Source organism: Burkholderia pyrrocinia, from assembly GCF_018417535.1.
GTDB lineage: Bacteria > Pseudomonadota > Gammaproteobacteria > Burkholderiales > Burkholderiaceae > Burkholderia > Burkholderia pyrrocinia_E.
In genome coordinates this window covers 209685-228591 of record NZ_CP070977.1, presented here as the reverse complement: position 1 = coordinate 228591, position 18907 = coordinate 209685, and the positions used below count along the sequence as shown (strand labels likewise).

Here is an 18907-nt window from a genome sequence, read left to right as displayed (position 1 = left end):
ACAGGACACATGCCGCGATGAAGATCATGATCGTCACCGACGCGTGGGAACCGCAGGTCAACGGCGTCGTGCGCACGCTGAAGAGCACGTCCCGCGAACTGACCGCACTCGGCCACCGCGTCGAACTGCTGACGCCGCTGGAATTCCGCACGGTGCCCTGCCCGACCTACCCCGAGATCCGCCTGTCGATCCTGCCGTACCGCAAGCTGCGCGCGCGGATCGACGCGTTCGCGCCCGACGCGCTGCACATCGCGACCGAAGGCCCGCTCGGCCTCGCCGCGCGCCGCTATGCGCGCACCCACAAGCTGCCGTTCACGACCGCGTATCACACGCGCTTCCCGGAATACGTGCAGGCGCGCTTCGGTATCCCGCTGGCAGCGACCTACCGGTTCCTGCACTGGTTCCACGGCCCGTCGCTCGCGGTGATGGCGCCGACGCCGGTCGTCAAGGAAGACCTCGAGAAGTTCGGCTTCACGAACGTCGTGCTGTGGACCCGCGGCGTCGATCTCGACATCTTCCGCCCGATGGAATCGAAGGTGCTCAATACCGCGCGGCCGATCTTCCTGTATGTGGGCCGTGTCGCGATCGAGAAGAACGTCGAGGCGTTCCTGCGCCTGGACCTGCCCGGCTCGAAGTGGGTCGCGGGCGAAGGCCCCGCGCTCGCGGAACTGAAGTCGCGCTATCCGGAAGCGAACTATCTCGGCGTGCTGTCACAGGCCGAGCTCGCGAAGGTGTATGCTGCGGCCGACGTGTTCGTGTTCCCGAGTCGCACCGACACGTTCGGCCTCGTGCTGCTCGAGGCGCTCGCCTGCGGCACGCCGGTTGCCGCGTATCCCGTCACGGGCCCGATCGACGTGCTCAGCGGCGGCGACGCCGGCGCGATGCACGACGACCTGCAGGAAGCCTGCCTCGAGGCGCTGAAGATCGAACGCTCGACCGCACGCGCGTGGGCGGAACGCTTCTCGTGGCGCGCGGCATCCGAGCAGTTCGCATCGCACCTGAAGCCGCTGCCGAAGACCGCGTACTCGCCAGCCGAAGGTGCCGCCGTTTGAAACGAGACCTGAACGACAAGACCCCGCCACCCGCCGCGACGCAGCAACAGCACCGCCCGTTCGACGAGGAAGAGCCGCACGGCGACACGGACACGCACGCGTCCGAGCCGCTCGGCCCCGACGATCAACTGGCGCCGCTGCCGCCGAACCCGTACAAGCGCCACCGCGGCATCACGCGCGCATGGTACGCACTCAAGCATTCGTTGAACGGATTTCGTGTCGCGATCCGCGAAGAGAGCGCGTTTCGCCAGGAGCTCACGCTCGCCGCGCTGATGCTCCCGATCGGCGCGTTCGCGCCGGTGCCGGCCGCGTCGCGCGCGCTGCTGATCGGCTCGGTGCTGCTGGTGCTGATCGTCGAGCTGCTGAACTCGAGCGTCGAGGCCGCGATCGACCGCATCTCGCTCGAGCGCCACGAACTCTCCAAGCGCGCGAAGGACCTCGGCAGCGCGGCCGTGACGGTCGCGCTGTTCGCGTGCATCACGACGTGGGGCTTCGTGCTCGGCCCGGTCGTGGCGCACTGGCTCGGCTTCTAGGCTTCCAGACGGCGGCCTGCGGGTGCGTTGCGCATCGCCCGCGTGCGGCGCTGCACCATCCGTCGCGCGGGGCCGAGATCACGAAATGCGCCCGATGTGGCGAAACCCCGGTTTATAATCGTCCGCTAGACATAGAACAGCAACCCGCGCCGGACGAATCACGCAGCATCGATTGCAGCGCCCGCCAGTCCGGCACACACAGGGCCGGACGACATGGAAGCGAAACCTCCCCGCCGCACCCGCGAACGGATTCTCGAGTTGTCGTTGAAACTCTTCAACGAGATCGGCGAGCCGAACGTCACGACCACGACGATCGCCGAGGAAATGGAAATCAGTCCAGGCAACCTGTACTACCATTTCCGCAACAAGGACGACATCATCAACAGCATCTTCGCGCAGTTCGAGCAGCAGATCGAACGGCGGCTGCGCTTTCCCGAAGATCACCGTCCGACGATCGACGAAACCTGGTCGTACCTGCAGTACATGGCCGATTTCATGTGGACCTACCGGTTCCTGTATCGCGACCTCAACGACCTGCTCGCCCGCAACCGCACGCTCGAGACGCACTTCAAGCAGATCATCAGCCACAAGGTGCGCTTCGCGCGCGAGATGTGCGAACTGCTCGTGTCCGACACCGAGATGGTCGCGACGCCTGCCGAGATCGAGGTCATTGCCACCAACATGGCCGTTATTTCGACGTACTGGCTGTCATATCAGTACGTGATGCATCCGCGCAAGTACAACGACCAGGACGCGATCCGCGAGGAACTGCACCAGGTCAGCATGCACGTGATCTCCGTGATGGCGCCGTACCTGCGCGGGCGTTCGCGCCAGTTGTTCGACGACCTGGTCTCCGGCAAGCTGCCGAAGCGCCAGTTCACCGACTACCTGCCGCCGCGCGACGGTTCGCCCCGCCCCGCCGACAGCCCGGTCGTCAGTGGGCAGGCTCCCGCCAAGGATGCCAAGCAATGAAGGCGGTCTGCGTTTACTGCGGCTCGTCGTCCGGCGTGCGGCCCGTCTATGCCGACGCCGCGCGCGCATTCGGCCGTGCGCTCGTCGCTGCGGGCCTCACGCTCGTGTACGGCGGCGGCCGGGTCGGCCTGATGGGCGTGATCGCCGACGAAGTGATGGCGGCCGGCGGCCATGCGGTCGGCGTGATTCCCGAACTGCTCGTCGACAAGGAAGTCGGCCATACGGGGCTGTCGGAACTGCACGTCGTGCCCGACATGCACCACCGCAAGAAAATGATGGCCGACCTCTCCGACGCGTTCGTCGCGATGCCTGGGGGTGCCGGCACGCTCGAGGAGCTCTTCGAGGTCTACACGTGGGCGCAGCTCGGCTACCACCGCAAACCCGTCGCGCTCTACAACATCGATTCGTTCTACGATCCGCTGATCGCGCTGCTGCGCCATACGGTCGACGAGGGCTTCATGCAGCCGGCCTATTTCGACGCGCTGTGCGTCGATTCGGAACCCGTCGAACTGATCGAGCGGCTGCGCCGCTACGAACCGCCCGTCCGCGACAAGTGGGCGCCCGACGCGGCGAAGTAACCCTCCCCGGGAACCGCACACGATGACCACAGCGTCCGGCCGCAAGGCCGTCCTCATCACCGGCGCGAGCCGCGGCATCGGCCGCGCGACCGCCGTGCTCGCGGCCGAGCGCGGCTGGGACGTCGGCATCAACTACGCGCGCGACGCGGCCGCAGCCGAACTCACCGCGCAGGCCGTCCGCGACGCGGGCGGCCGTGCATGCGTCGTCGCGGGCGACGTCGCGAACGAAGCCGACGTCGTCGCGATGTTCGACACCGTCGCGGCCGCGTTCGGACGCCTCGACGCGCTCGTCAACAACGCGGGTATCGTCGCGCCGTCGATGCCGCTCGCCGACATGCCGGCCGACCGGTTGCGGCGGATGTTCGACACCAACGTGCTCGGCGCGTACCTGTGCGCGCGCGAAGCCGCGCGCCGGCTGTCGACCGACCGCGGCGGCCGGGGCGGCGCGATCGTCAACGTATCGTCGATCGCATCCCGGCTCGGCTCGCCGAACGAATATGTCGACTACGCGGGCTCGAAAGGCGCGGTCGACTCGCTGACGATCGGCCTTGCGAAGGAACTCGGCCCGCACGGCGTGCGCGTCAACGCGGTACGCCCCGGCCTGATCGAGACCGAAATTCACGCGAGCGGCGGCCAGCCGGGCCGTGCGGCCCGCCTCGGCGCACAAACACCGCTCGGCCGCGCGGGCGAAGCCCAGGAGATTGCCGAAGCGATCGTCTGGCTGCTCGGCGACGCGGCGTCCTACACGACGGGCGCCCTGCTCGACGTCGGCGGCGGCCGGTAACCGCACGCGCGGCACGTCCAAACCGCTGCCTGAAACAATCTGTCGTCACGACACCACAAATCTCCACAATTTCGTGAAGGTTTCAGTAAACATCCGTAACAGTTCCGTGATCTACTAGCGGCCAGTCAGACAGGTGTCATAAACGCCTGTTCCCAGCCGCCTTGATGTGGCCCTTATCGGTCCGACCCATGTCGCCGGACCCGCTCGACTCGACCCGAGATCTTTTCCATGCCTGGAACCGCAGCGCCCGGCCGGCGACGCACGTCTGTGCCCGCTCCGGCCCCGCACACCCGCTCGACCGCCAACGCCGACCTCACCGCGACGCTCGACACCGCCGGCACCCCCGTCATCGCCGCGACCGCCGCAACCAGCACCACGCGCAACCGCGCGCTCCTGCTCGGCTGGCGCGCGTGGCTACTCGTCGCCGCCCTGATCTGCGCATACACGCTGCCGGGCGTGCTCGGCCACGATCCGTGGAAACAGGACGAGACCTACACGTTCGGCATCATCCAGCACATGCTCGAGACGGGCGACTTCGTCGTGCCGACCAATGCCGGCCTGCCGTTCATGGAAAAGCCGCCGCTTTACGCATGGGTCGCGACCAGCCTCGCGTGGCTGCTGCAGCGCGTGATGCCGCTGCACGACGCGGCACGGCTCGCGAGCGCGCTGTTCGCCGCGCTCGCGTTCGGCTTCATCGCACGCGCGGCGCGCGTCGCCAGCCGCGCGGATAGCTGGTTCGACCTGCGCGTGATCGGTCCCGTCGTGCTGAGCGCAGGCACGCTCGTCGTCATCAAGCACATGCACGACATGATGACGGACGTCGCGCTGTTCGCCGGTACGGCAATGGGCTTCTGCGGGCTGCTCGAACTCGTGATCCAGCACGTCGCGCGCGCGCAGCAGATGCGGCACGGGCTGCCGGTCCGGCCGTCGGGCCGCTGGGCCGCGCCGATCTTCGGCGCGGGCGTCGGCATCGCGCTGATGACGAAGGGGCTGTTCGTGCCGCTCGTGTTCGCGGCCACGCTCGTCGGCACGCTGGCGCTCTACCCGGCCTGCCGCACCCGCTCGTTCGCGCGCTCGCTCGGCGTCGCCGCGCTCGTGTTCGCGCCGTTCGCGCTGATCTGGCCGACCGCGTTGTTCCTGCGCTCCGAGACGCTGTTCATGACGTGGTTCTGGGACAACAACGTCGGTCGTTTCTTCGGCTTCTCCGTCCCCGAACTCGGCGCGGAAAACGACAAGCCTTTCTTCATCCTGCGTGCGTTCCTGCTCGTCGGCTTCCCGGTCGCGCCGCTCGCGATCGTCGCGCTCGCGCGCGGTGCGTGGCGCGACTGGCGCACGCCGCGCATCGCGCTGCCCGTGCTGTTCGCCGGCATCGGGCTCGCGGTGCTGCAAGTGTCCGCGACGTCGCGCCAGCTCTACATCCTGCCGTTCTTCGCGCCGCTCGCACTGGTCGCCGCGCAGGCGATCGAACGCATTCCGCGCACGCTGCATCTCGCGTGGGATTACTTCAGCCGCGTGCTGTTCGGCACGGCCGCCGCGCTCGCCTGGGCAATCTGGGCAGTGATGGCCGATCCGGCCGCGTCGCGCGCGGATCTCGCGCCGCTCGGCCGCTGGCTGCCGCTCGACTGGACGATGCCGATCGAGCCCGCGCTCGTGATCGGTGCGCTCGCGCTGACGGCCGGCTGGCTGTCGCTGCTGCCGAAGCTGCGCACGACGGGCCTCTGGCGCGGCGTGCTGTCGTGGGGCGCCGGCGCACTCGTTGCGTGGGGGCTCGTCTATACGCTGCTGCTGCCGTGGCTCGACGTCGCGAAGAGCTACCGCTCGGTGTTCGACGACCTGAACGCGCATCTCGCGCTCGAATGGAACGACGGCGACTGCATGGCGAGCCTGCACGGGCTCGGCGAATCGGAAGCGCCGATGCTGTACTACTTCTCCGGCATCCAGCACACGCCGATCGACGACGCGAAGACGACGCGCTGCACGTGGATGATCGTCCAGGGTGTGCGGGCCGTCGATCCGGCGCCCGGCAGCGAATGGAAACTGTTCTGGACGGGCGCGCGTCCGGGCGACAACGAGGAACTGCTGCGCGTCTACGTGCGCACGCCCGAACAGCACCTGCAGTGATGCAAGACGGCGCGACGCGCCGTCTTGCCTGTCTTCATCTCCGGAAAAGGTCGAGACCGGCCGCCTGAGCAGTGCGCAATCTCCGGGCGATGCGCGCCGCCGGCCGGTTTCCCCGACTGCCAACGCACCCGCGTGAATCCGCGGGCTCGCCCCTCCCCTCGGCACTCACGCAACCGCTCGAAGCTTCAGAACGACGAACCGGGCTCGCGAAGAAACGCCGTCTCCTCATCGGTGGACGCGCGGCCGAGAATCGCGTTGCGGTGCGGAAAGCGGCCGAAGCGCTCGACCACGGCCGCATGCCGCAACGCGAAGCGATGATAGCTCTCGCACCCTGCCTCGTCGCGAATGCCCGCGCACAGGCGCACGGACTCGCGCTGGCTCTCGGCCGCTTCGTCGTGCTCGAACGGCAGATACGCGAATGCACGGTGATGGCCGCTCGGCAGTTGCGCATCCCAGCCGGCCGCGACGACGCGGCGTGCGAGCGCGAGCGCCTTCGGATCGGCGGCAAACGCGCGCGGCGTGCCGCGATGGATGTTGCGCGAGAACTGGTCGAGCACGACGATCAACGCAAGCGCACCCGACGGCGAACCGGCCCAGTGATCGCAGGCACCGTCGCACGCGGCGTCGAGCAGCGCGCCGTAGCGCGTGCGCAGCACGTCGTCGAACGCCGCGCCGCCGTTGAACCAGATCTTGCGTTCCTGCCCGAATTCGGCCGAGCCCGACTCGCCGAACCAGAAATCCAGAATCTCCCGCGCTTGCGGATCCAGCGTCGCCGCGCCCGCCCCCCCGGTGTCGATCGTCATGCAAACTCCAGTACGAGGCGCCGTGTCCGCGCGCTCTTCTTTTCAAGTTTCGCGACCCGCAGGCCGCCGATTTCCGACGTGTTGCGCACATGCGTGCCGCCGCATGGCTGCAGGTCGACATGCTCGATACGCAGCAGCCGCACGCGGCCGAGGCCCATCGGCGGCTTCACGCTCATCGTGCGCACGAGTTCGGGCCGCTCGGCCATCTCGTCGTCGGTGATCCACTCGGTCGTGACCGGATGCGCGCCGTCGACCAGGCCGGCAAGGCGCCGCTCGACGTCGTCGCGGTCGATCGCGTCGGACGTCGCGAAATCGAGCCGCACGTAGTCGGCCGTCACGCTGCAGCCGTCGACCGCGTACGGCAACACCGCGCACATCAGGTGCGCGGCCGTATGCAGGCGCATGTGCCGGTAGCGGCGCAGCCAGTCGATCTCCGCAACCACGCGCGTGCCGGACACGAGCGCCGCGACGCGCGCCTCCTGCCCCGGTGCCGGCACGTGCACGGCGTCGTCGGGCGTCGCGCCGTCGAACTTTGCCTTGCGCGTATCGGCAATCGCGATCGTGCTGCCGTCGGGCAGTGTCAGCGTGCCGGTGTCGCCGGCCTGGCCGCCGCCGAGCGGATAGAACACGGTGCGGTCGAGCCGGATGCCGTCGTCGTCGACGGCCTGGACGACCGCATTGCATTGCGTGAGGTACGCGTCTTCGCGAAACAGCGCTTGTGTCGTCATCGGGCGAGCCTCGTATCGAAGGGGGAAACGGCCAGTGTCGCGCCGCGCGGCGCACGCGCCCAGACGCAGATCGTCCCGCGCGCAGGCAGCGGCGTACCGGTCGATCAACCGGGCCGGTTGCGCATCCAGTCGGCCGTGTCGTAGAACGAATGCATGAGCCGCTCGCGCAGCGGTTCGGGCAGCCCGACATCTTCCATCGCCCACGCCATGCAGCGCAGCCACTGGTCGCGCTCGACCGACGCGATCGGGAACGGCAGGTGCCGCGCGCGCAGCCGCGGATGGCCGAACCGGCTGATGTAGTGGTCGGGGCCGCCGAGCCAGCCGCACAGGAACCAGAACAGCTTGTCGCGCGAACCGTCGAGCGACGGCGGGTGCACCGCGCGGATCTGCGCGAACTCGGGCTCGAGGTCCATCAGGTCGTAGAAGCGGTCCACCATTTCGCGCACGCGGGCTTCGCCACCCACGAGCTCGAACGCCGTCGGTTGCGACGGCGCATCGTCATTCACATCGGTCATACGGATAGTCGGAAACAGGATCTTCGGGGCCGCCGGCGACGCTTACGCGTCGCGCAGCGACTGCAGCGCGGGGCGCCGCAACACATTATGCAGGCTCAGCCAGCCGGCCGCACCGGCGCACGCGACGCCGGCCGCGATGCCGGCCGGCACGAGCCACGGATCGACGGCGAGCCGGAAGTCGAACACGCGCGACGCAAGCACCCAGCCGACCGCGATCGCGCCCGCCGACGCCAGCACGCCGGCCAGCGCGCCGACCACGACGAATTCCGCACGCTGCACCGCGTTCACCTGGGCGCGCGACGCGCCGAGCGCGCGCAGCAGCGCGGCCTCGCGCACCCGCTCGTCGCGCGAGCCCGCGAGCGCCGTGTACAGCACGAGCACACCGGCCGCGAGCGTGAACGCGAACAGGAACTGCACCGCACCGACGACCTGCAGCATCATCCGCTGCAACTGCGCGAGAATCGGCGCGACGTCGATCGCGGTCAGGTTCGGGTAGCGCGCGATCAGCGGATCGAGCAACGCGGCGTCCGATGCGGGCAAATGGAAGCTCGTGAGGTAGACGGCCGGGAAATCCTTCAATGCCGGCGGCGGCATCAGCACGAAGAAGTTGACGCGGAACGTGCCCCAGTCGAGCTTGCGCACGCTCGTGATCGGCGCATCGACCGTCAGCCCCGTCACGTCGAAGCGCAGCGTGTCGCCCGGCTTCACGTTCAGCGTCTTCGCGAGACCGGCCTCGATCGAGATCTGCGGCGTGGCCGCGGTGCCGAACCAGTCGCCTGCGACGACCCGGTTGTCGGACGGCAGCTCGGTCGTATACGACAGGTTGAACTCGCGGTCGACGAGCCGGCGCGCCTCGTCGGACGGATAGGCGTCCGGATTCACCGGTTTGCCGTTGATCGCGACGAGGCGGCCGCGCACCATCGGCGCGGGCACCGCGTCGCGCACGCCGTGCGCGGCCAGATAGGCCGCGACGTCGTCGCGCTGGTCGGGCTGGATGTCGATCAGGAACTGGTTCGGCGCATCGGGCGGCGTCGACTGCCGCCAGCCCGCGACGAGGTCGTTGCGCGTGATCGCGATCAGCAGCAGGCACATCAGGCCGAGCGCGAGCGCGGTGATCTGCAGCGCGCTGGCCGTGCCGCGCCGATGCAGCGACGCGAGCGCGTAACGCCAGCCGACGCCCGCGGCCACGCGCGCGTTGCGCACCGCGCGCGCGGCCGCGAACAACACGAGCCGCGCGATCAGCGCGAAACCCACCAGCGCGCCGGCAAAGCCGCCCGCGACGATCAGGCCGAGCTTCAGGTTGCCGGCGGCCACGATCAGCAGCCCCGCGAACAGCACGACGCCGATCGCATACGCGGCCCACGCGGTGCGCGACGCATCGCCCCACTCGCGCCGCAGCACGCGCACCGGCGGCACGCGTGTGAGCGGCACGAGCGGCGGCAGCGCGAAGCCGAGCAGCAGCACCAGCGCGGCGCCCACACCGATGAGCGCCGGCCACGGCGTGGGCGGCGGCAGCACGACGTCGATCAGTCCGCCGAGCGCAGCCAGCAATGCCCAGTGACCGCCGTAGCCGAGCACCGCGCCCGCGGCGCCCGACACGATTCCGATGCCGACGAATTCGAATGCGAACAGCGCGCCGAGCGTGCGGCGGCTCACGCCGAGGCAACGCATCGTCGCGCAGCCGTCGAGATGGCGCCGCATGTAGCGCTGCGCGGCCATCGCGATCGCGACCGCCGCGAGCAGCGCGGTCAGCAGCGCGACGAGCGTCAGGAAATGGCGCGCGCGATCCAGCGTCTGCCGCACCTGCGGCTGGCCTTCCTGCAACGACTCGAGACCGACGCCGCGCAGCTTCCCGCCGTCGACACGTTCGTGCGCATAGGTTTCGAAGCGCGCGACGGCCTGCGCGTCGCCGGCAACCAGCAGCCGGTACGTGACGCGGCTGCCGTAGCCCGTGAGCCCCGTCGCGGCGAGTTCGTCCGCGCGCATCATCAGTCGCGGCGAAAAATTGACGAACGAAAAACCGCGATCGAGTTCGCGGGTGATCGACGCTGCGACCGTAAACGTTCGCAGCCCGACGCGCACGGTATCGCCCGCCTTCAGGTGCAGCGCGTCGAGCAGCGCGGGATCGGCCCACACGGTGCCGGGCGCGGGAATCGCGTCCGCCTTGTGCGCGGCAGCGGCGCCGGCGGGCAGGATCTCGACCGCACCGCGCAGCGGATACCCGGACGACACGGCCTTCACGGCTGCGAGGCGCGCGGGTGCTGCATCGGTCGGCTGCCCGCCCGTGGCGGACGCGATCATGCTCGGGAAGATCGCGGTCGTCGCGGTACGCAGGCCGAGCGCGCGGGCCTGGCGGTCGAACGACGGATCGACGGGACGGTCGCCGCGCACGACGAAATCGGCGCCGAGCATCTGGCGCGCGTCGCGCTCGAGCCCCTGGCGCAGCCGGTCGGCGAGAAAGCCGACGCTCGTCAGTGCCGCAACCGCGAGCACCAGCGCGAACACGAGCAGCGTCAACTCGCCCGCGCGCCAGTCGCGCGCGGTCATCCGTGCGGCCTGGCGGATCAGGTCGCGCAGGCCGAAACGGCCGGCATGCGCGGTTTTGTCATGGCCGGGTTGCCCGGCCGGCGGCTGCGCCGCGTGTTGCCGCCCCTTCAATCGCGCTTCCCCCCGATCGAGTTGAGCCGCGACACCATGTGGTTCGCCATCCCGCGAAAGCCGCCCGACACGCCGCGCCACAGGCGCGGCAGCGCCCAGGCCGAAGCGGCGATGAAGGCCGCGAGCAGCACGAGGAACGCGAGCGGGACGAAGAAAGCGAGCACGAGCCCGCCGACCACGAGGCCGTCCTCGGTCGACGACGCGACCCAGTTCGAAATCGGTTCGGGGGACAGGTTGATCAGTGCGCGCGTGCCGGCCTTCGCCACGTGCGCGGCGCCGGCAAGCGAACCGCCGGCGAGCCCCGCGACCGCCAGCACGGTCGGATCGGCATGGCCGAGCGCGCCGGCCGCGAGCACGGCGCCGGCCGGGATGCGGATGAAGGTGTGCACGGCATCCCACAGCGAATCGAACGCGGGGATCTTGTCGGCAAGGAATTCGGTAAGGGTGAGCACGGCTGCGGCGCCGATGACCCACGGCGACATCAGGACGGCAAGCGTGTCGGGCAGATGGAGCCAACCGACCCGCGCCAGCACGCCGGCGATCAGCACCGTCAGGTACAGGCGCAGCCCGCTCGCCCACGCGAGCCCCGCGCCGAGCGAAATGGCTTCGATCATGGCCCTCTCCTTGCACTTTCCGTGCGCTTTGCCGATCGATCGGATCGGGTCGGTCAGACCGGCCGCGCGGCGCGTGGCGACCGGCGCCGCATGCCGCGAACGGCACAACGGCATTCAGGCCCGAATGCGTTCCATTATAGACAGGCTATCCGGGCAGCCGCGCAATTCCGCAGTGCGGTACCCGGGCGCGCACGCCCGGGATGCCGTCGTCAGGCGACCGACGACAGCTTGAGGCCGATCAGTCCGGCGACGATCAGCGCAGCGCTCGCGACGCGCGCGGCGGTCAGCGCCTCGCCCATCATCACGATGCCGAACACGAACGCGCCGACCGCGCCGATGCCCGTCCACACCGCGTACGCGGTGCCGAGCGGCAACTGGCGCATCGCGACCGCGAGCAGCCCGAAGCTGGCCAGCGCCGTCACGATCGTAAACACCGACGGACCGAGCTTCGTGAAGCCGTCCGACGATTTCATGCCGGCCGCCCAGGCCACTTCCAGCAAACCGGCAATCAACAACAATACCCACGCCATCCCGACGTACTCCATCTCGGACGGGGCCGTCCCCGTTGAAGCGAATGACCCGGGGTCGTCCCCGGGCGGCGCCGAGTATAACAAGACGCTTACGGACACGCCGGACGCGGCACATGGGCGGCGGCCGATCCGGGGCAGGATCGGCCGGGCCCGGTCAGTTCGACACGCGCTTCGGCGCGACGCCGCCGACGCCGCCGACGCAGCGGTCGTCGCGGTACAGCGCCCACTCCTCGCACGCACGGCCATCCTTGAACATGCACATGCCGACTTGCCCGCGCGGCAGGCTGCGGATCACGTGGCGACCGCCGAGTTTCTCGCAGTTGACCGACGCGGGATTGGCGAGCGCGGCCTGGGCGGGCGGCTGTTGCCCCGGCGGCAGCGGTTGGGCGAACACGCCGGGCGCAGCCAGCGCCAGCGCACAGATGACGGTCAGACGGACGGACATTGCACGCTCCTCGTTCTTGTTCGCGGAACGGTCAGCATAACGGGGAATGCGCGGCCGGTGTGCAAGGCCGGCGCCGGCCGCGCGACTGTCGCGTCAACGCAACCCTGCCGGCGCGCGGCGTCACGCCAGCCCGGGCTGGCGCCGCCGCGCGATGCCCGTCACGCGGCACCGACCAGCCGGTAGCCGACGCCCGTCTCGGTGACGATGTACTCGGGCTGCGCCGGGTCGCGCTCGAGCTTCTGGCGCAGGTGCGCCATGTAGATGCGCAGGTAGTGATGGCTCTCGACGTGCGACGGCCCCCACACTTCGCGCAGCAACTGGCGGTGCGTGAGCACGCGCCCCGCGTGCCGCACGAGCGTCGCGAGCAGCCGGTATTCGAGCGGCGTCAGGTGCACGATCTCGCCGTCGCGCCACACCTGGCGCAGCGCGAGATCGACGGTCACGGTGCCGAAGCTCACCTTCGGCGACTCGTTCGCGCCGCCCTGGTTGCGCCGGCGCAGTTGCGCGCGGATCCGTGCGCGCAGTTCGGACACGCCGAACGGCTTGGTCAGGTAATCGTCGGCGCCCGCGTCGAGCGCCGCGACCTTCTCCTCTTCCTGCGTACGTGCGGACAGCACGATCACCGGCACCTCGGACCAGCCGCGCAGCTCGCGGATCACGTCGAGGCCGTCGGTGTCGGGCAAACCGAGGTCGACGATCACGAGATCGGGCTTGCGCGTCGCCGCGTCGATCAGCCCCTGCTTGCCCGTCTCGGCCTCGAACACGGCGATGTCCTCCTCTTCGAGCGCGGCGCGCACGAAACGGCGGATCTGCTTTTCGTCCTCGATCAGGACGACGGTCAGGCTGGGTTCACTCATGGTCTGGCAATGACTCGGATGGGGACGATGCGCCCGGCACATCGGATTCGTCGTCGGGCACGGCAGGCGCGGCCGGCGGCGTCTCGACCGGCAGCGTGAACCAGAAGCGTGCGCCCGTCACGTGGCCGTCGGGCGCAGTGCGGTTGAGCGCGCCGATTTTACCGCCGTGCGCCTCGACGATCGCGCGGCAGATCGCGAGGCCGAGCCCGATGCCCGGCGTCGCCGATTCCTTCTCGCCGCGCGTGAACTTGTCGAAGATCCGCGTTTCCATGCCGGCGGGCAGCCCCGGGCCGTGATCGTCGACGTGCACACGCACGAACGGCAGCCCGTCGTCGCTGACGCGCTCTGCGCCGATGTCGATCGGCGTATCGGGCGGCGTGTACTTCGCCGCGTTCTCGAACAGGTTGGTGAACAGGCGCTCCATCAGCACCGCGTCCATCTGCAGCAGCGGCAGGTCCGCCGGCAGCGACACGCGCGCGGGATGGCGCGCGAGCACGCGCTTGCACGCGGCGAGCGCGGCGCCGACGGTTTCCTCGAGCAGCGACCACTGGCGCTTGAGCTGCAGGCTGCCGGCCTGCAGCCGCGCCATGTCGAGCAGGTTCGTGACGATGCCCGTCATCCGCAGCGCCTCGTCGTGGATCGCGTCGACGAGCTCGCCCTCGCGCTGCGCGAATCGTTCGGCCGCCGCGGCGTCGCCGCCCTGCGCGGCCGCGCGCCCGTTCGCGAGCATCGACGAAAAGCCGACGATCGTCGTGAGCGGCGTGCGCAAGTCGTGCGAGATCGCCGACAGCAGCGAGTTGCGCAGCCGCTCGGACTCCATGTTGACGAGCGCGTCGCGCGCGATCTCGACGTAGTGCACGCGTTCGAGCGCGAGCGCGATCTGCGCGGCAAATGCATCGAGCATCCGCTGCTGCTCGGGCACCTCGAGTTCGCGCGGCTCGCGCGACGCGACCGCGAGCACGCCGCGCGTGCGCATCGGCGCCTTCAGCGGCAGGTACAGCGCGGCCGTCGCGGGCAGCGTGTCGGTGCCGCGGCCGGCCGGCTTCTGCTGGTCGTACACCCACTGGCCGACGTCGCTGTCGAGATCGGCGCCCGTCAGCGTGACGGCCGCGTCGGGCTCCTCGATCTTCTGGCGCACCTTGTCCGCGCTGTCGGGCAACAGGAACGCGACGCGTGCGCGGAACACCTCGCCCACGTGGCGGCTGCCGATCTCGACGATCTGCTCGGTCGTCAGCGCCGCGCCCAGCTCGCGCGCCATCGCGTAGATCGCACCGGTGCGGCGCTCGCGGCGCTGCGCGACGCTCGCCTGGCGCGTCAGCGTCGACGTCAGGTGGCTGATCACGAGCGACGTCAGCAGCATGCCGAAGAAGGTCAGCAGGTATTGCGTGTCGCTGACCGAGAACGACATGCGCGGCGGCACGAAGAAGTAATCGAACGCGGCCACCGACAGGAACGACTGCAGCACGCCCGGGCCGCGCCCGAGTCGCACCGCAGAGAACACGACGCCGAGCAGGTACAGCATCACGAGGTTCGTGAGATCGAGCCGCTCGGACACGAGACTCGCGACGACCGTGATCGCCGCGCAGATCGCGGCCGCGTACACGTAGTGCCGCGGCGGCGAACGGTGCGTGCCGAACTGTGCGAACGCATCGCGCCAGTCGCGCGCGCGCGGGTCGAGCGGCGCGGCGCGCGCCTCGTCGCTCGCGGACGCGCGGATCAGCATCAGGTCGACGTCGCCCGCGCGTTCGGCAAGCTGCTCGCCGAACGGACGCGCGAAGCGGCGCACGAGCCCGACCTTCGGCGAGCCGCCCGCGACGATTTTCGACACGTTGCGCACCTTCGCATAGCCGATCAGCGCGGCGACCGCATCGGCGCCGGCGAGCGTGGCCGTCTCCGCGCCGAGCTCGGCCGCGAGCTTCAGCGCGTCGAGCGTGCGCTGCCGCTGCGCGTCGGGCAGCCGCTGCAGGCGCGGCGTCTCGACATACACGGCGATCCAGTCGGCCTTCAGGCTCGCGGCGAGCCGCGCGGCCGCGCGCACGAGCGTTGGCGCTTCGGCGCCGGGCCCGACGCACACGAGCAGCCGTTCGCGCGCCTGCCAGATGCGCTGGATCGAACGGTCGGCGCGGTATTCGCGCATCTGCGCGTCGACGCGGTCGGCCGTGCGCCGCAGCGCCAGTTCGCGCAGCGCGATCAGGTTGCCCTTGCGGAAGAAGTTGCGCACCGCACGCTCGGCCTGCTGCGCGAGATAGACCTTGCCGTCGCGCATCCGCTCGAGCAGCTCCTCGGCCGGCAGGTCGACGAGCGTGACCTCGTCGGCCGCGTCGAACACGCGGTCGGGCACGGTCTCCCACACACGGATGCCGGTGATCGCGCCGACCACGTCGTTCAGGCTTTCGAGATGCTGGACATTGACGGTCGTATACACGTCGATGCCCACGTCGAGCAGTTCGTAGACGTCCTGCCAGCGCTTCAGGTGCCGGGCGCCCTGGACGTTCGAATGCGCGAGTTCGTCTACGAGGATCAGTTGCGGCTGGCGGGCGAGCGCGCCATCGAGATCGAATTCGGCGAGCGTGCGGCCGCGATAGTCGATGCGTGCGAGCGGCAGCACGTCGAGACCGTCGAGCAGCGCGGCGGTTTCGCTGCGGCCGTGGGTCTCGACGATGCCGACGACGACGTCGACGCCGTCCTGCAGGCGCTGGCGCGCGGCCTGCAGCATCGCGTAGGTCTTGCCGACGCCGGCCGATGCGCCGAAGAAGATCTTGAGCTGGCCGCGACGCTGCTTTGCTTCGTCTCGCTGCAGCTTGTCGAGGAGTTGGTCTGGATCGGGACGGTTCATGCGTCAGGAAGGCGGAGCGCCCGGATGCGCGCGAGTACGAGCATTGTTGTTCCAAATCGCCGCAAAAGGCAAAGACGGCGCATGCGCCGTCGGGAAAATGTGCGTCCGGCGCGGCTCGGGCCGCGCCGGGTGCCGGGCCGGGGCCCGGACGCACGCTCAGTGCGCGGCCTGCGCCGCGTCGAGCGCGAGGTTCAGCTTCAGTACGTTCACGCGCGGCTCGCCGAGCACGCCGAACTGGCGGCCCGTCGTGTTCGCGGCGACGAGTTGCGCAACCGCGTCGGGCGCCAGGTTGCGCGCCTTCGCGATACGCTCGACCTGGTACGCGGCGGCGGCCGGCGTGATCTCCGGATCGAGGCCGCTCGCCGACGCCGTCACGAGGTCGACCGGCACGGGCTTCGACAGGTCGGTGCCGGCATCGCGCAGCGCGGCGATGCGCCCCTTCACCTGGTCGGCGAGCGACGGGTTCAGCGGGCCGAGGTTCGAGCCGCCGGAACCGGTCGCGTTGTACGGCATCGGCGCCGTGGCCGACAGCCGGCCCCAGAAGTACTTCGGCGCATCGAACTGCTGGCCGATCAGCGCGGAGCCGACCGCCTTGCCGTCCTTCTCGATCAGGCTGCCGTTCGCCTGCGACGGGAACACGGCCTGGCCGAACACGGTCATCACGGCCGGGTAAGCGAGCCCCGTCACGGCGGCAAGCACGACGAAGATCACGACGAGCGGACGAATCAACGTTTTCATGATGTTTCCTTCAAGACCTCAGGCCCAGCCGAGTGCGGCGAGCGTCATGTCGATCAGCTTGATGAACGGGAACGGCAGCAGCACGCCGCCGAGGCCGTAGACCAGCAGGTTGCGGCGCAGCAGCGACGCGGCGCCGAGCGGACGATAGCGCACGCCCTTCAGCGCGAGCGGGATCAGCGCGACGATGATCAGCGCGTTGAAGATCACCGCCGACAGGATCGCGGACGCCGGCGACGTCAGGTGCATGATGTCGAGCACGCGCAGTTGCGGGTACGTCGTCACGAACGCGGCCGGGATGATCGCGAAGTACTTCGCGATGTCGTTCGCGATCGAGAACGTCGTCAGCGAGCCGCGCGTCATCAGCATCTGCTTGCCGATCTCGACGATCTCGATCAGCTTCGTCGGGTTCGAGTCGAGGTCGACCATGTTGCCCGCTTCCTTCGCGGCCTGCGTGCCCGTGTTCATCGCCACCGCCACGTCGGCCTGCGCGAGCGCCGGCGCGTCGTTGGTGCCGTCGCCCGTCATCGCGACGAGCCGGCCGGCCGCCTGGTGCTCGCGGATCGTCGCGAGCTTGGTTTCCGGCGTCGCTTCCGCGAGGAAATCGTCCACGCCTGCTTCCGCCGCGATCGCCGCGGCCGTCAGCCGGTTGTCGCCCGTCACCATCACGGTCTTGATGCCCATCTTGCGCAGTTCCGCGAAGCGCTCCTTGATGCCGCCCTTCACGATGTCCTTCAGCTCGATCACGCCGAGCACGCGCGCAGCGCCTTCATGCAGGTCGGCCACGACGAGCGGCGTGCTGCCGCGGCGCGCGACCTCGTCGACCGCGCGACGCACTTCTTCCGGGAACCGGCTGCCGTGCGTCTCGACGTAGCGGCGGATCGCGTCGGCCGCACCCTTGCGAATCTCGCGGCCGGGCAGGTCGACGCCGCTCATTCGCGTCTGCGCGGAAAAGCCGAGGAACGTCGCATGCAGTTGCGCCATGTCGCGCTGGCGAATGTTGAAGCGCTCCTTCGCGAGCACGACGATGCTGCGGCCTTCCGGCGTTTCGTCGGCGAGCGACGACAGTTGCGCGGCATCGGCCAGCGCTTCCTCGGTCACGCCCGGAGCGGGCACGAACGTCGATGCCTGGCGGTTGCCGAGCGTGATCGTGCCGGTCTTGTCGAGCAGCAGCACGTCGACGTCGCCGGCCGCCTCCACCGCGCGGCCCGACGTCGCGATCACGTTCGCCTGCATCATCCGGCTCATCCCCGCCACGCCGATCGCGGACAGCAAGCCGCCGATCGTCGTCGGGATCAGGCACACGAGCAGCGCGACGAGCGCGGTGATCGTCACCACGTGGCCGGCCTTCATCGCCTCGACCGCGAACGTCGAGAACGGCAGCAGCGTCGCGGTCGCGAGCAGCATGACGATCGTCAGCGCGACGAGCAGGATCGTCAGCGCGATCTCGTTCGGCGTCTTCTTGCGCTTCGCGCCTTCGACCATCGCGATCATCCGGTCGAGGAACGCTTCGCCCGGGTTCGCGGTGACCTTGACGACGATCCAGTCGGACAGCACGCGCGTGCCGCCCGTCACCGACGAGAAGTCGCCGCCCGATTCGCGGATCACCGGCGCGGATTCGCCGGTGATCGCCGATTCGTCGACGGACGCGACACCGTCGACAACCTCGCCGTCGGCCGGGATCACGTCGCCGGCCTCGACGAGCACGACGTCGCCACGGCGCAGCTCGGTCGCGGTCGTGATGCGGATCGGCGACTTCGGATGCGGCTCGTTGAGCTTCTTCGCCATCACGTCTTTCTTCGCGCTGCGCAGCGACGCGGCCTGCGCCTTCGAGCGCCCTTCGGCGAGCGCTTCGGCAAAGTTCGCGAACAGCACCGTGAACCACAGCCACAGCGCGATCGCGAGGATGAAGCCCGCGGGCGCCTCGGCCTGGCCGGCAAGCGCCGCGATCCACAGGATCGTGGTCAGGATGCTGCCGACGTATACGCAGAACATCACCGGGTTGCGGAACTGCGTGCGCGGCGTGAGTTTCTTGAACGAGTCCACGATCGCCGGGCGCAGCAGCGCCGGATCGAACATGGACCGTGTTGCGGAATGTTGAGTCATTGCGATCTCTTCAATCTCTTCAGTCTTTTCAATGTGTCGC

At 69.5% G+C, this 18907-nt stretch carries 17 protein-coding genes; 6 read left to right on the top strand and 11 right to left on the bottom strand.

Going from position 1 to position 18907, the window contains the following annotated elements:
* Positions 1-17: 17 nt before the first annotated feature.
* From JYG32_RS01070 to JYG32_RS01045, 6 genes are all read left to right on the top strand, one after another.
* On the top strand, positions 18-1052 hold the full coding sequence (locus JYG32_RS01070) for a glycosyltransferase family 4 protein (RefSeq protein WP_213264398.1): 1035 nt from the start codon (positions 18-20) through the stop codon (positions 1050-1052).
* A complete protein-coding gene (locus JYG32_RS01065) occupies positions 1049-1585 on the top strand; it encodes a diacylglycerol kinase (protein WP_213264397.1) in 537 nt (178 codons plus the stop codon). The genes JYG32_RS01070 and JYG32_RS01065 overlap by 4 nt, the downstream gene beginning before the upstream one ends.
* 213 nt (positions 1586-1798) lie before the next feature.
* Positions 1799-2557, top strand: coding sequence for a TetR/AcrR family transcriptional regulator (locus tag JYG32_RS01060; protein ID WP_174384041.1), 759 nt, complete (start codon positions 1799-1801; stop codon positions 2555-2557).
* Complete coding sequence (locus tag JYG32_RS01055) at positions 2554-3135, top strand: TIGR00730 family Rossman fold protein (protein ID WP_174384042.1); 582 nt, start codon at positions 2554-2556, stop codon at positions 3133-3135. The genes JYG32_RS01060 and JYG32_RS01055 overlap by 4 nt, the downstream gene beginning before the upstream one ends.
* Before the next feature lie 22 nt (positions 3136-3157).
* The gene (locus JYG32_RS01050) at positions 3158-3919 is read left to right on the top strand and encodes an SDR family oxidoreductase (protein ID WP_213264396.1); all 762 of its coding nucleotides are present in this window, start codon (positions 3158-3160) and stop codon (positions 3917-3919) included.
* A 228-nt stretch (positions 3920-4147) separates the two neighbouring features.
* Positions 4148-6040: an ArnT family glycosyltransferase gene (locus JYG32_RS01045; protein WP_213264395.1), complete on the top strand. Its 1893-nt coding sequence runs from the start codon at positions 4148-4150 to the stop codon at positions 6038-6040.
* Positions 6041-6225: 185 nt separating this feature from the next.
* Here JYG32_RS01045 and JYG32_RS01040 read toward each other — a convergent pair whose 3' ends face one another.
* The 11 genes from JYG32_RS01040 to kdpB all read right to left on the bottom strand — a co-directional run bounded on the left by JYG32_RS01040 (position 6226) and on the right by kdpB (position 18867).
* Positions 6226-6843, bottom strand: a complete 618-nt coding sequence (locus tag JYG32_RS01040) for a DUF924 family protein (RefSeq protein WP_213264394.1) — start codon at positions 6841-6843, stop codon at positions 6226-6228.
* Positions 6840-7571 carry an alanyl-tRNA editing protein gene (locus JYG32_RS01035; RefSeq protein ID WP_213264393.1) on the bottom strand — a complete coding sequence of 244 codons (732 nt, stop codon included), beginning with the start codon at positions 7569-7571 and terminating at the stop codon, positions 6840-6842. Before JYG32_RS01035 ends, JYG32_RS01040 begins: the two co-directional genes overlap by 4 nt.
* Before the next feature lie 104 nt (positions 7572-7675).
* Complete coding sequence (locus JYG32_RS01030; protein ID WP_096471406.1) at positions 7676-8086, bottom strand: group II truncated hemoglobin; 411 nt, start codon at positions 8084-8086, stop codon at positions 7676-7678.
* A gap of 42 nt (positions 8087-8128) precedes the next feature.
* Complete coding sequence (locus JYG32_RS01025; RefSeq protein ID WP_213264392.1) at positions 8129-10744, bottom strand: ABC transporter permease; 2616 nt, start codon at positions 10742-10744, stop codon at positions 8129-8131.
* Positions 10741-11358, bottom strand: a complete 618-nt coding sequence (locus JYG32_RS01020) for a DUF4126 domain-containing protein (RefSeq protein WP_034190778.1) — start codon at positions 11356-11358, stop codon at positions 10741-10743. Before JYG32_RS01020 ends, JYG32_RS01025 begins: the two co-directional genes overlap by 4 nt.
* Positions 11359-11567: 209 nt before the next feature.
* Positions 11568-11888, bottom strand: a complete 321-nt coding sequence (gene sugE / locus JYG32_RS01015; protein WP_213264391.1) for a quaternary ammonium compound efflux SMR transporter SugE — start codon at positions 11886-11888, stop codon at positions 11568-11570.
* Between the two features lie 154 nt (positions 11889-12042).
* Positions 12043-12333, bottom strand: a complete 291-nt coding sequence (locus JYG32_RS01010) for a DUF333 domain-containing protein (RefSeq protein WP_213264390.1) — start codon at positions 12331-12333, stop codon at positions 12043-12045.
* A 158-nt stretch (positions 12334-12491) separates the two neighbouring features.
* Positions 12492-13190 (bottom strand): two-component system response regulator KdpE, encoded by a 699-nt coding sequence (gene kdpE / locus JYG32_RS01005; RefSeq protein WP_174384334.1) that lies wholly within the window; start codon positions 13188-13190, stop codon positions 12492-12494.
* Positions 13183-16026, bottom strand: a complete 2844-nt coding sequence (locus JYG32_RS01000) for a DUF4118 domain-containing protein (protein ID WP_213264389.1) — start codon at positions 16024-16026, stop codon at positions 13183-13185. Before JYG32_RS01000 ends, kdpE begins: the two co-directional genes overlap by 8 nt.
* 156 nt (positions 16027-16182) lie before the next feature.
* The gene (kdpC, locus tag JYG32_RS00995) at positions 16183-16764 is read right to left on the bottom strand and encodes a potassium-transporting ATPase subunit KdpC (protein WP_174383231.1); all 582 of its coding nucleotides are present in this window, start codon (positions 16762-16764) and stop codon (positions 16183-16185) included.
* Positions 16765-16782: 18 nt separating this feature from the next.
* Entirely contained in the window at positions 16783-18867 is a 2085-nt protein-coding gene (gene kdpB / locus JYG32_RS00990; protein ID WP_174383230.1) for a potassium-transporting ATPase subunit KdpB, read from the bottom strand.
* Between the last annotated feature and the right edge of the window lie 40 nt (positions 18868-18907).